The sequence below is a fragment of the Xanthomonas euvesicatoria pv. euvesicatoria genome, from assembly GCF_020880415.1.
In the GTDB taxonomy this organism is placed as follows: Bacteria; Pseudomonadota; Gammaproteobacteria; order Xanthomonadales; family Xanthomonadaceae; genus Xanthomonas; species Xanthomonas euvesicatoria.
On the sequence record NZ_JAJIUJ010000109.1, the window covers coordinates 1 to 13,416 of the forward strand.

A 13,416-nucleotide genomic window follows, 5' to 3' on the forward strand; every position below is an offset into this window, starting at 1 on the left:
TGCCTCAGCGGGCAGGGCCAGTATCGAAATCCACGGGGTGCCGAAATTCTGCTGTTCGGCATAGCATTGAATATGCTTTTCAGCGTATTCGATTATTCTTTAAGTGGTTGAAATGTTTGGGCGTGTGACCGTTTTATCGTGCCCAATGCAATGTCGCTTGATGCGACCGGCATGAGCGCATCCAGACGCCGTCGGTCATCGATGCCGTGGCGCGCGGCTCGGCCGCTCACGCGCGTTCCCGCAGGGGCCGAGCGCAGTTGCGGCCCGGTGGCTCACCAGGCGACGCACAGAGCTGCCTCACTGGCGAACCGCCAACCAATCCCGAATGCCCGTTCCCAATCCCGGCCCACAACAACACGGCTGCAGACAGTGACGCTGCTAGAATGACAGCCCCTTTCCATCCGCCGCGCTGTCGCGGTCGCAGGAGCTAGTGAACATGGCAATCAAGGTTGGCATCAACGGATTCGGTCGCATCGGACGCAACGTGCTGCGCTCTGCGGCGCAGAACTTCGCCAATGACATCGAGATCGTGGCCATCAATGACCTGCTCGAGCCCGACTACCTGGCCTACATGCTGCAGTACGACTCGGTGCATGGCCGCTTCAAGGCCGACGTCTCGGTCGACGGCAATACGCTGATCGTCAACGGCAAGAAGATCCGCCTGACCCAGGAGCGCGACCCGGCCAACCTCAAGTGGGATGCCGTCGGCGCCGACGTGGTGATCGAGTCCACCGGCCTGTTCCTGACCAAGGAAACCGCTCAGAAGCACATCGATGCAGGCGCCAAGAAAGTGATCCTGTCGGCGCCGTCCAAGGACGACACCCCGATGTTCGTCTATGGCGTCAACGACAAGACCTACAAAGGCGAAGCGATCATCTCCAACGCCTCGTGCACCACCAACTGCCTTGCGCCGCTGGCCAAGGTGATCAACGACAAGTGGGGCATCAAGCGCGGCCTGATGACCACCGTGCATGCGGCCACTGCGACGCAGAAGACCGTGGACAGCCCGTCCAACAAGGATTGGCGCGGCGGCCGCGGCATCCTGGAGAACATCATTCCGTCCTCCACCGGCGCGGCCAAGGCCGTGGGCGTGGTGATCCCCGAGCTCAACAAGAAGCTCACCGGCATGAGCTTTCGCGTGCCGACCTCGGACGTTTCGGTGGTCGACCTCACTGTCGAACTGGAAAAGCCGGCCACCTACGCCGAAATCTGCGCCGAAGTGAAGGCACAGAGCGAAGGCGCACTGAAGGGTGTGCTGGGGTATACCGAAGACAAGGTCGTGGCCACCGATTTCCGCGGCGAAACCTGCACCTCGGTGTTCGACGCCGACGCTGGCATCGCGCTGGACTCCACCTTCGTCAAGCTGGTGTCCTGGTACGACAACGAGTGGGGCTACTCCAACAAGTGCCTGGAGATGGTGCGGGTTGTCGCCAAGTAAGTGTCTGGCGCAGTGATGAGACAGGCCCCGGCATGCCGGGGCTTTTTCATTTGTGGGCGATGGATGTTGCGTTTCTTGCACTGCGACGCCTTCGGCGGCTGCCCGGAAGTGGACTTTGCTGGACTCACGTGCGCTAATTTGCACGCACGGCGGCCGTTCCCGTGTCGTGTACGAAGGATCGGGGAACTCCATGGATCGAGAGAAGAGTGATGAATAAGTTTTTGGCAGGCGCCCTGGCGCTGAGCGTGGTAGTTGCGTGTTCCGTGCCGTCCACCAGCTGGGCTGCAAAAAAGCAGACCGGGACGCCGGCCTGGATGAATGCCGATGGTGAGGTGATCAAGTCGTCCGATGTCGAGGCGGGCTACGGCGAGACCGTCAAGGGCATCAACGATTACGAAGGCGAAATCACCGGCAAGCCGGCGCCTGGCAGCAAGTTCACCCAGTTGAAAATCGGTATGCCGATGAAGCAGGTCACCGACCTGATTGGTCAGCCGGACGACCAGGGTGCTTACGTGACCGGCAAGGCATTTATCCCGTTTTTCTTCGGTGGCGACCGCTACCGTTATGAAATGGCCTACAAGGGCCAGGGACGCCTGGTGTTCGCGGGCAAGTCGATGGGGACCGGCGGCAACCTGATCTGGATCATCCATAACAAGAACGACAGCGGTTACCGCGAATAATCGTTCAAAGCGCCCGGTTTTCCGGGCGTTTTCTTGTGTGATGCATCCACGCAAGCACGCGTGCGACTGCAGCTTGCCGACGCTCCATCCGTCGTCTGAGCGAGAGGCTGGCTGCCCAGCCGTAGCCCGAGGCTGTATGGTGCGCGCATTCGACTGGACGCCGGCTCGGGGATTGCTGCGTTGGAAACGATAATCGTGTTGGTGGCCCTGGTGCTGCTCGCCGTGCCGGTGGGTGTGGTGATCGCGCTGGTGTGGATGGCTGGGCTGCGGCGACGGGTGGCGGCGCTGGAGCAGCGGCTTGCGCAGTGGCAGCGCAGTGGTGCCGGGCCTGCGGATGCGCCAGCGCAAGCACCCGCGGACGCGCAGGCAGGGCATGGGAACGACCGGGCGAGGCGTCCGCTGTCGGCACTGGTCCGGGCTCCATTGCCGACGGCGATCTACCTGGGTACCGCACCTCCGATGCAGCGCGTCAGGCCGTTGGCTGGCAGGCGCCGGGCGCGGACCACGACGCGGTTGGCGTGTCTGCCTCGGCGGTGCCGCCACCGTTGCCGGCGCAGGCACCCGCAGAGGCGATGGCGCACAGTGCGATCGCGGGGTCGGAACGTCCCAGCCCGCAAGCGCAGGCGACGCGCGCCGAGCCGGCGCAACCGCAATCCGCACAATCGCAACCACCCCAGCCTCCGGCCGCGCCCAGCGCCATCGCGCGCGCGGCCAGCGCCTTGAAGCGTTGGTTCACCCAGGGCAATGTGCCGGTCAAGGTCGGCATGCTGGTGTTGTTGGCCGGCGTGGCGTCGCTGTTGAAGTACGCCAGCGACCAGGGCTGGATGCGCATGCCGATCGAGCTGCGCTTGGCCGGCATCAGCGTCCTGGCATTGGCCGGTCTGATCTTCGGTTGGAAGCAGCGCGCGCAGCGGCCGGGCTTTGCCTTGGCGTTGCAGGGCGGCGCCATCGGCGGCTTGTTGTTGACGGTGTTCGCGGCCTTCAAGTTGTACGGCTTGCTCGATGCCGGAACGGCGCTGGGCATCAGCATGGTGCTGATCGCAGGCATGTGCGTGCTGGCGGTGCTGCAGGATTCGCGCACGTTGGCGGTGCTGGGCGTGCTGGCCGGTTTTCTTGCGCCGATCTGGTTGTCTACCGGCAGCGGCAATCATGTCGCGCTGTTTTCGTACTACGCCGTACTCAACGCCGGCATCGTGGCGATTGCATGGACACGCCCGTGGCGCGTGCTGAACCTGCTGGGGTTTGCTTTCACCTTCGGCATCGGCACCGTGTGGGGGGCGCTGCAGTACTCCCCGGCGAAATTCGCCACGACCGAGCCGTTCCTGTTGCTGTTTTTCGCCATGTACGTGGCGATTCCGGTCCTGCATGCGCGCCGCGGCGACGGCAGTGCCGGCAGGCTCATCGATGGCAGCCTGTTGTTCGGAACGCCGCTCGTGGCCTTCGCGTTGCAGGCGCGCCTGCTTGAAGGCGATCGGCTGCCATTGGCGTTGTGCGCGGTGGCGGTGGCAGCGTTGTACGCGGGCCTGGGCAGCTGGCTGCTGCGCCGCGCGTCCACGCGCGTGCTGGGCCAGGCGCACGCGATGCTGGCGGTCGGGTTCGCAACCCTGGCCGTACCGCTGGCGCTGTCGGCACGTGCCACTGCGAGCGTGTTTGCGCTGGAAGGCGTGGGGTTGCTGTGGCTGGGGCTTGGCCAACAACGGCGGGTCTCGCAGGTCAGCGGTGTCGCGTTGCAGGTGTTTGCGGCGGTGGGTGTCGCGTTCGGCGTGGATGCCTGGCGCTACGATGCGGTCGCGGTGGCCAACGCAACCTGCATGAGTACCGTGCTGCTGGCGCTTGCCGGCTGGGCCAGTGCCTGGTTCCTGCGCGATGCCGGGCATCGGCGGCGTGCGCTGTTGGCATATCTGTGGGGACTGGGCTGGTGGACGCTGTGCGGCGTGCACGAGATCGTGCGTTTTGCCGATCTGCGTAGCGAGCCGGATCTGCTGCTGGGCTTGGTCGCACTCAGTGTATGGCTGGCGGCCGAAGTGCATCGCCGCCGTCCTGCAGCGGCGCTGGTATGGACGGTGATGTCTGGTCTGGCGCTGGCGGCGCCATTGGCGCTGTGGCAGGGCGCTGCGCACACCCAGCCATTCGCGCATTGGGGCGCGCTGGCATGGGGTGTGTTTGCGGTGGCGGGTGCGCGTGCGCTGTGGTGCTTGCGCACGCAGCAAGGCGCTGGCGCGATGGCGGCGCAGTTCATCTGGTGGCTGCTGTGGCCGTTGGTCATCTCGTTGGGCGCGGCCTGGCTGGCCGATGCGTTCTTGTTGGCCAATGGCTGGCGTTGCGCCTTGCTGGCGGCGCCGTGGTTGCTGGTGGCGACGCTGGGGCTGTTGCGCTGGCCGTGGCTGGCCTGGCCGCAGGCAACCGCCTTCGATCCTGCACGCAACGCATTGCTGGGTTGCGTGTTTGCGGTGTTGGGACTCGGCTGGCTGCTCGCGTTGCTGGACCCGGTGAGCGCTGCACCGTTGCCCTGGCTGCCGGTGCTCAACCCCGCCGAGCTGGCGCAATTGGCGGTTCTTGCCCTGCTTGTGCGCTGGGCCTGGTCGGCACCTGCGCCGACATCGCTGCAGCATTGGCGGGTGACCGCGCTGGGTGTGCTGGGTTGGGCGTTGATCACCGGCAGTACCTTGCACAGCGTGCATCACTGGGGCGGCGTGCCATGGGATTCCGCGCTGATCGGCACCACCTTCTCGCAGACCAGCCTCACCATCGTCTGGAGCGTGCTGGGCGTGCTGGGCTGGGTGATCGGCTCGCGCCGTGGGCAACGCGGGCTGTGGCTGGGTGGCGCATTGCTGATGGGGCTGGTCCTGGCGAAGTTGGTGTTGGTCGACCGCCAGCATCTGGGCAACTTACTCGGCATCGGCTCGTTCATGGCCTATGGTCTGTTGTGCACCGTGGTGGGCTATCTGGCGCCGGCGCCGCCGCGTGCGGTCGCGACCGAAGGTCATGCTGTCCAAGAGAACGGCGTCGAAGAGGATCAGGCATGAACACGATGCGATGGGCACTGCTGCTGATACTGATGCCGCTGCTGGCGCAGGCCGCCGATGTGCGGCAGGACTACCGCCAGCAGTGGCCGCTGCAGGTCACTGGCGCGGATGTCGGCCTCTATCAGGTGAGCTTGGATGCGGCGGTGTATCGCACCGCGCACGACGCGGCGTTGCGCGATGTCACGGTGATCGATGCGCGTGGACAAGAGCTGCCCACCGCCTGGCTGCCGATGGATGCAGCACCGGCGGCTGCGGTACGCCGTCAGCGCCTGCCCCTGTTTGCGCTGCCGGCCGGTGCCGCGCCGGCCAACGGCGACCTGCAGTTGATTGCCGAGCGCGACGCCAGTGGTGCGGTGCGCCGCCTGGAAGGTCGCTTTGCGACCGGGGCTGTCGCTGCGGGCCGTGGTGTGAGCTGGCTGATCGATGCCAGCGCGCTGCGCGATCGCCCGCGTGCGCTGGTGCTGGATTGGGAGGGCGACATGCCGGTGCAGGCCCAGGTGCGTGTGGAAGGCAGCGACGATCTGCGCGACTGGCGCGTGCTCGTCTCCAGCGCCACGATCATGGCGCTGGACAATCAGGCGCAGCGACTGCAGCAGCGTCGTATCGCCCTGGACGATGGTGCGCGTTACTTGCGCCTGGTCACCGCATCGGGCGAGCTGCCGGCATTACGCATGGTCGAGGCGGAGCTGGATGGCGTCGCCATTTCCACACCGCCGCAGTGGCTGGACTTGCCAGGCACCGCAAGAGATGCGGCGCTGGTGTATGCCTTGCCCGGTCGCTTTCCGATCAGCCAACTGGATGTCGGCGGCAGTCAGGCCGAGGCGGTCGAGTGGATCGTGGCAAGTCGCGATAGCGACGATGCGCCGTGGCTGCAACGTGCCGGCCCCTGGTTGGCGTATCGACTGGGCCAGGGCACGGCAGCCGCGTCGCCGCCGCAACTGCTGACTGCCCCCGTGCGCGATCGCCAATGGCGGTTGGTCGCCGCCCAGGGGCGCAGCACCGCCGTGCCGACGCTGCGCGTCGGGTACCAACCGGAGCGGTTGATGTTTCTCGCCCAGGGCCGGCCGCCATATGCGCTGGTCGCCGGCAGCGCGCGGGCGCAGCGCACCGACGCACCACTGGGCGCAATGCTGCAGGCACTGCGGCGCGAACGCGGCGCACGGTGGCAGCCGGCGCAGGCCCGCCTGGCTGCGCAGGCACAGCCGCTGGCGGGGGATGCCGCGTTGCAACCGGCCGCCGCGCCGCGCGACTGGAAGCGTTGGCTGCTGTGGGGTCTGTTGGTCGGTGGCGCCTTGCTGGTCGGCGGTTTCGCGGTGAGCCTGTTGCGTAGCGCATCGGCCAATCGCAACGGCTGATCGCGCCCGCTTCGCATGGCGGTTTGCCGCTGCGGCGCGAAGGTCGGACAATGGGCGTCCCCCGTGACCAAGGCAGCCGTATTGCCCGTCGTGTTCGACCAAGCATCCCGCGCCTTGCCAGCCGTCCTGGCGGCCTGGCGCGTGGTGGGTAACCGGCGCTGCGCGGTCCACATGCGGGCGCAACGAAGGCGCGATGGCGACCCACAGCCGGTTGCCGCTAAGGCAAAGCGCTCACAATGTTTGCACCGGCGCCTCTGCTGGGTGCGTCTGCATGTCCATTCCCATTCCCCCTCCCTAGACCGAACGAGCTGAGCCCATGTCCATTGTCCGCATGACCGACCTCGATCTCTCCGGCAAGCGCGTGCTGATCCGCCAGGATCTCAACGTGCCGATCGACAACGGCCAGATCACCTCCGAACAGCGCATCACCGCCTCGGTGCCCACCATCAAGCTGGCGCTGGAAAAAGGCGCGGCCGTGATGGTGACCTCGCACCTGGGCCGCCCCAAGGAAGGCAGCTGGACCGAAGAAGATTCGCTGGCGCCGGTGGCCACGCGCCTGGCCGCGTTGCTGGGCGTGGACGTGCCGCTGGTGCGCGACTGGGTCGACGGCGTGGACGTCGCGCCGGGCCAGGTGGTGCTGCTGGAAAACTGCCGCATGAATGTCGGCGAGGGCAAGGACGATGAAACGCTGGCGCGCAAGTATGCGGCGTTGTGCGACGTGTTCGTGATGGATGCCTTCGGCACCGCGCACCGTGCGCAGGCCTCCACGCATGGCGTGATCCGCTTCGCGCCGGTCGCCGCAGGCGGCCCGCTGTTGATGGCCGAACTCGACGCCCTGGCCAAGGCGCTGGACAACCCGGCCAAGCCCCTGCTGGCGATCGTCGCCGGCAGCAAGGTCTCGACCAAGTTGGAGTTGCTGTCCAACCTGGTCAACAAGGTCGACCAACTGATCGTCGGCGGCGGCATCGCCAACACCTTCATCGCCGCGGCCGGGCATGCCGTGGGCAAGTCGTTGAACGAGCCGGACTTGATCCCGACCGCCAACCAGATCGTGGCCGATGCCAAGGCGCGTGGCGCCGAGATTCCGCTGCCCACCGATGTGGTCGTTGCCAAGCAGTTCCTGCCCGATGCGCAGGCCAGCGTGAAGTCGCTGGACGCGGTCGACGCGGACGATCTGATCCTGGATATCGGCCCGCACACCGCGCAGCGCTACGCCGAGCTGATCGCCAGTGCCGGTACCGTGGTGTGGAACGGGCCGGTGGGCGTCTTCGAATTCGAGTCCTTCAGCCACGGCACCGAAACGCTGGCGCGCGCGATCGCCAGTTCCAAGGCGTTCTCGATCGCCGGCGGTGGCGACACCCTGGCCGCAGTGGACAAATACGACATCGCCCAGGAGGTCACCTACATTTCCACGGGTGGCGGTGCGTTCCTGGAGTTTCTGGAAGGCAAGACCTTGCCGGCGGTGGCCGCACTCCAGGCCCGCGGTCAGTGAGTGCAGCCACGCTGTTTTTCGATCTGGACGGCACGCTGGTCGATTCGGAGCCAGGCATCGTTGCCAGCATCGTGCACGCCTTCGACGAACTCGGCCAGCCGCGTCCGTCGGCGCAGCGCGCGCTCGGGCTCTACCGCGCACGCTACGACGCGGTGGGCTGGACCGAACTCAGCGTGTTCGACGGCATCGGCGAGGTTGTCACCGGCCTGCAGCGCGCCGGTCATCGTCTGGCCGTGGTGACCTCGAAGAATGAGCGTTACGCGCGGCGCATCGTCGAGCATCTGCCCTTCGGTGCGTGCTTCGAGGAGGTGATCGGTGCCAGCGAAGACGGCGAACGTCGCTTCAAGCCGGACCTCATTGCCGAAGCGCTGCGCCGTTTGCAGATCGACAAGGCCGGCTGCGTGATGATCGGTGACCGGCGCATGGATATCGACGGCGCCAATCACCACGGCATCCACAGCATTGGCGTGTTGTGGGGCTTCGGCGACGAGGGCGAATTGCGCGCCGCCGGTGCCGGTGCGCTGGCACGCACGCCGGCTGAATTGGCGGCGTTGCTTCAGTGATGGACAGTGCGCGTCGGCCGTTGCGTTCGCTTGGTCGCCGCGCCTGCAGTTGCGGTTCGCAGCGCGCAGAACACTCTTCACCGTCGCCGGGTTAGGGTGGCGACCGTTCGCATTGCTCATGGCAGCGCGGGCGCAGGCGTACGTACTGTCCCGCACTGTCTATAAGACATGCCGGAATCGGAGGAAGGCTATGCCGCAATGCCATCCTCGGTACGTGACGTGTGTGTTAAGTTTCGCGGCTTTTACAGGGAGGCCATCATGAAAGAACGTCAACGCCGCACCAAGATCCTCGCCACCCTCGGACCGGCAACGGATGCGCCCGGTGTGCTGGATACGCTGTTCAAGGCGGGCGTCAACGTGGTGCGCCTCAACTTCAGCCATGGCGACCCCTCTGGCCAGGCCAAGCGCGCCGCCGAAGTACGTGCCGCTGCAGCCCGCGTCGGTGCCGAGGTCGGCATCCTGGCCGACTTGCCAGGCCCGAAGATCCGTATCGAACGGTTTGCCGAAGGCAAGATCAAGCTGACCATGGGCGATCGCTTCGACCTGGTGGCCGATGCCAACGCGCCGGCTGGCGACCAGACGCAGGTTGGCGTCAGCTATCTGGGGCTGCCGCAGGACGTGACCGCCGGCGACGTGCTGCTGCTCGACGATGGCCTGATGCAGTTGCAGGTGACCGATGTGCAGGGCGAGCGCATCGTCACCAAGGTGTTGAACGATGGTGTGCTGTCCGACCGCAAGGGCCTCAACAAGCAGGGCGGTGGTCTGTCGCTGGGCGCGTTGACCGAGCGCGACAAGGAACTGATCGGCATCGTGGCCAAGATCGGCGTGGACTTCATTGCGGTGTCGTTCTGTCGCAATGCGCAGGACATGCACGACGCGCGTCAGATCGCCCAGCAGCACGGCTGCGATGCGCAACTGGTGTCCAAGATCGAGCGCACCGAGGCGATCGAAAACCTGGTCGAGATCGTCGAAGCCTCCGATGTGGTGATGGTGGCGCGTGGCGATCTGGGCGTTGAGATCGGTGACGCTGAATTGCCCGGCCTGCAGAAGAAGATCATTCGCGAATCGCTGGCGCAGAATAAGGTGGTGATCACTGCCACGCAGATGCTGCAGTCGATGGTCGAAAGCCCGATCCCTACCCGCGCCGAAGTGCTGGACGTGGCCAACGCGGTCATCGACGGTACCGATGCGGTGATGCTCTCGGCCGAGACCGCCGCCGGCGCCTATCCGGTGCGTGCGGTGGAAGCGATGGCGCGCATCTGCCTGGGGGCCGAACACCAGTTCGAATTCGACACCGATTTCGAAGCGGCGCAACGCAATCTGCAGCGCGCCGACCAAGCGATTGCGATGGCAACCATGTTCCTGTCCGAGCACATCGGCCTGGGCGGCGTGGTGGCGTTGACCGAATCCGGCGGCACGCCGCGCTTCCTGTCGCGCTTCCGCTCCAATATGCCGATCTACGCCTTCACCCGTCACGATGGCGCGCGCCGCCAGATGGCCATGATGCGTGGCGTGTTCCCGATCAGCTTCGACAGCCGCGGCCTGACCCCGCGCGAAGCCGCGCGTGCGGCGATCCGTCTGCTGGTGGAGAACGAGCGCATGGGGCCTGGCGACCGCGTGGTCTTTACCAGTGGCGAGCACATGGAAACCCATGGCGCCACCAACACGCTGCGCCTGCTGGAAGTGGGCGAAGACGGTCGCGCCACCGGGCTGGGCGAGCTCTAACGCCTGTTGATTGCATCCGGCGCATGACCTGAGCCGGAACAGAGGCGACACACGACGGCGGCCCCAGGGCCGCCGTCGTGCTGTGTGGCGACCTGGCCGCTGGACGCGCGCCCGGTCGTGACCGGATCGTTGGTCAACGGCCGGATCCGGCAGGTACCCGGTCCCCACCACATCGCACGCGCGCTGCCGCAACGGTGCTGGTCATGGCGGAACAAGACGCTGTCTACGATGTAACGCACGTCGCAGGCGCAGCGCTATTGCGACGGACGAAGCAGCGACGCGGCCAACCCTCAAAAATGCCGGCTGACTCACGCATGGCTCCATATCAACGCGCCAGCGCAGTCATTGCAGCCATGCATCACGGCACCGCAAGCGCCGCGCCGCGCACCATGCTCAGCTTTCCCGATTCCCGATTCCCGATTCCCGCGATGCGAGCATCACCACACATCCTGTCACGCAGATCACGTGTAATCGGTTGCAGGCATTCCGTGAAGGAATGTGTACGACTTTCGTCGCTATACTTTCGTTCTCCCCCGCAGCTGCCACAGGAACTACATGAGCATCGAACAGCTTGCCGAAACCGCCCAGGCGATGGTCGCCCCGGGTAAGGGCATCATCGCCATCGACGAATCGACCAGTACGATCGCCAAGCGTTTTGCCAGCGTCGGCATCGAGAACATCGAAGAGAACCGTCGCGCCTACCGCGAACTGTTGCTGACCACGCCCAAGCTGAGCGACTACATCTCCGGCGCCATCCTGTTTGACGAGACCATCCGTCAGAAGACCAAGGATGGCGTGCCGTTCGCCGAGTACATGACCGCCCACGGCATCATCCCGGGCATCAAGGTCGACAAGGGCGCGCAGCCGCTGGCCGGCATGCCGGGCGAACTGGTCACCGAAGGCCTGGACGGCCTGCGTACACGGCTGGAGGAGTACTACACGCTGGGTGCGCGCTTCGCCAAGTGGCGTGCGGTCATCAACATCGGCGAAGACATTCCGTCCGGCACCTGCATCGAGGCCAACTCGCATGCGTTAGCGCGTTACGCAGCGCTGTGCCAGGAACAAGGCCTGGTGCCGATGGTCGAGCCGGAAGTGATCATGGACGGCAGCCACGACATCGAAACCTGCTACGAAGTCACCGAAGCCACGCTGCGCTCGCTGTTCGGTGCGCTGTATGAGCAGAACGTCGTGCTGGAAGGCACCATCCTGAAGGCGTCGATGGTCATCTCCGGCAAGAGTTGCGAAGAGCAGGCCAGCATCGAAGAAGTGGCCGAGTCCACCGTGATGTGCCTGAAGTCCACCGTGCCGGCGATCCTGCCGGGCATCGTGTTCCTGTCCGGCGGCCAGACCGACGAGCAGTCCACCGCTCATCTCAATGAAATGCACCAGCTCGGCAATCTGCCCTGGCCGCTGAGCTTCTCCTACGGCCGCGCCATGCAGCAGGCCGCGCTGAAGCTGTGGGCCAAGGACATGACCGGCAACTTCGCCAAGGCGCAGCAGGTCATCTACGAACGCGCCAAGGAAAACGGCCTGGCCGCGCTGGGTAAGTGGAAAGGTTGATCGATTGATGGCGGCTGCAAGGCCGCCGCATCGATGAAACAAACACGCCGGCAGCGATGCCGGCGTTTTTTATTTGCTGCGTCCACAGGTGCGCTTTGATGCCGCGCGAAAAAACGCAAAGGGCGCCTTTCGGCGCCCTTTGCTCAGTCGGAATCGTTCAATGGCTTGCGCAATCCAGCCGGTCGATGCGGCAGGCCGCCAACGTCAATCCAATCTCAGGCCGCCGCAGTTTCCTGCGTGGCCAGCGCCTGCTGGTAGGCCTTGTAGGTCGCCTCGTTGTAGGCCACCAGGACGATGTGCTTGGGCACCTTGTGCGAGCGCTGCCAATCGCGTGTTTCGGTCACGGCGATGCGCGCTGCCTGATACAGCGGATAGCCGTAGATACCGCAGCTGATCGCCGGGAACGCGATCGAGTGCAGCATCATCTGTTCGGCGAGTTTCAGCGATTGCCAATAGCAGTTGGCCAGCTGTTCGGGTTCGTTGTGCTTGCCGTCGCGCCACACCGGGCCGACGGTATGAAAGACATGGCGGGCCTTCAAATTGAAACCGTCGGTGATGCGGATTTCGCCGGTGGGGCAACGCACGCCCGGGCGCACCTGCGGCAACGCTTCGCAGGCTTCCAGCAAGCGCGGGCCGGCGGCACGGTGGATGGCGCCATCGACGCCACCACCGCCGAGCAGTGATTCGTTGGCGGCGTTGACGATGACGTCAACGTCGAGTTCGGTGATGTCGCCTTGCCAGACTTCGATTCTCATAGCGCGATAATTATGCGAATTGCATGATGGGCGCGTGATGGGGAGCACGCTGCGGAATCCGCACGCTATCGGCCATTCATCTCATCTGCTGCGACTGTCCGACGGGGTGGAATGTGTGCCGCCCCGCGACATCTTGGCGCTGCCTCGGGGCGATCGGCAACAACCTTCGCCACGCATGAGGCGATGCATGTCGGGTTTACAACCAGCGGCGGACACGCGCGCAGTAGTCGTTGTAGTGGCGGCCGAATTCGGCGCGCAGCCGCGCCTCTTCGAACGGAATGACATAGCGCTGCAGCGCAAGCCACGGCAGCGGCACCAATACAACCGCCCACAGCAGGCCAAGTTGCAGGCACAGGCCGACGTAGCTCAGCACCAAGGCCAGGTACATCGGGTTGCGGGTGACGCGATACGGGCCGTCCAGCACCAGGCGCGAGGGATGGCCGCTGGGCATGATGGTGGTGCGCCGACGCGCAAACAGCACGAAGCAGCTCACCGCCAACGCCAGGCCGAGGCAGGCGATGCCGCCACCAGCCAATTCGATCCAGGCCAGCGGCGCGGGAGGAGGGAGAGGCAGGTCCAGCGCCTCTTGCAACCATGCGCCCAGCCCCAGGGCGAGCGCAAAGTGGACCGGGGAGGTCATTTTTACCAGCCATGGCGCCCGTGCGGCACGGGTCTCGCTGTGTCCATACGGCTGGTTGCTCACACATCTCTCCCTACATTACGGCCGCCATCCTAACGTTTCCTTGACATGGACGGGAGTGCGGGCGTCCCGACATCCGGGAAACGGGGCGGATGCTGCGCCCAGCGCGAGGCGTGCCGGGC

Annotated in this window: 9 protein-coding genes and 1 pseudogene; 8 read left to right on the plus strand and 2 right to left on the minus strand. The window is 65.4% G+C overall.

The annotated features are described in order from the left end of the window. Positions 1-436: 436 nt before the first annotated feature. The 8 genes and pseudogenes from gap (at position 437) to LN450_RS18690 (ending at position 11,839) form a co-directional block, all read left to right on the plus strand. A complete protein-coding gene (gene gap, locus LN450_RS18655) occupies positions 437-1,438 on the plus strand; it encodes a type I glyceraldehyde-3-phosphate dehydrogenase (RefSeq protein ID WP_011348429.1) in 1,002 nt (333 codons plus the stop codon). A 209-nt stretch (positions 1,439-1,647) separates the two neighbouring features. After that, positions 1,648-2,118 (plus strand): hypothetical protein, encoded by a 471-nt coding sequence (locus LN450_RS18660; RefSeq protein ID WP_008575072.1) that lies wholly within the window; start codon positions 1,648-1,650, stop codon positions 2,116-2,118. Positions 2,119-2,313: 195 nt separating this feature from the next. Continuing rightward, positions 2,314-5,144: pseudogene (locus LN450_RS18665) on the plus strand (DUF2339 domain-containing protein). After that, positions 5,141-6,499: a DUF3999 domain-containing protein gene (locus LN450_RS18670; RefSeq protein WP_011348427.1), complete on the plus strand. Its 1,359-nt coding sequence runs from the start codon at positions 5,141-5,143 to the stop codon at positions 6,497-6,499. Before LN450_RS18665 ends, LN450_RS18670 begins: the two are co-directional and overlap by 4 nt. A gap of 316 nt (positions 6,500-6,815) precedes the next feature. Next, the gene (locus LN450_RS18675; protein WP_011348426.1) at positions 6,816-7,991 is read left to right on the plus strand and encodes a phosphoglycerate kinase; all 1,176 of its coding nucleotides are present in this window, start codon (positions 6,816-6,818) and stop codon (positions 7,989-7,991) included. Then, a complete protein-coding gene (locus tag LN450_RS18680; RefSeq protein ID WP_011348425.1) occupies positions 7,988-8,554 on the plus strand; it encodes an HAD-IA family hydrolase in 567 nt (188 codons plus the stop codon). The genes LN450_RS18675 and LN450_RS18680 overlap by 4 nt, the downstream gene beginning before the upstream one ends. Positions 8,555-8,812: 258 nt before the next feature. After that, positions 8,813-10,279, plus strand: a complete 1,467-nt coding sequence (gene pyk / locus LN450_RS18685; RefSeq protein ID WP_011348424.1) for a pyruvate kinase — start codon at positions 8,813-8,815, stop codon at positions 10,277-10,279. A 555-nt stretch (positions 10,280-10,834) separates the two neighbouring features. Continuing rightward, a complete protein-coding gene (locus tag LN450_RS18690; RefSeq protein WP_011348423.1) occupies positions 10,835-11,839 on the plus strand; it encodes a class I fructose-bisphosphate aldolase in 1,005 nt (334 codons plus the stop codon). A 215-nt stretch (positions 11,840-12,054) separates the two neighbouring features. Here the strand turns inward: LN450_RS18690 and LN450_RS18695 are convergent, their stop codons facing one another. After that, positions 12,055-12,594, minus strand: coding sequence for an O-acetyl-ADP-ribose deacetylase (locus tag LN450_RS18695; RefSeq protein WP_008574675.1), 540 nt, complete (start codon positions 12,592-12,594; stop codon positions 12,055-12,057). A 196-nt stretch (positions 12,595-12,790) separates the two neighbouring features. Continuing rightward, positions 12,791-13,297, minus strand: a complete 507-nt coding sequence (locus tag LN450_RS18700; protein WP_011348422.1) for a methyltransferase family protein — start codon at positions 13,295-13,297, stop codon at positions 12,791-12,793. Positions 13,298-13,416 lie beyond the last annotated feature (119 nt).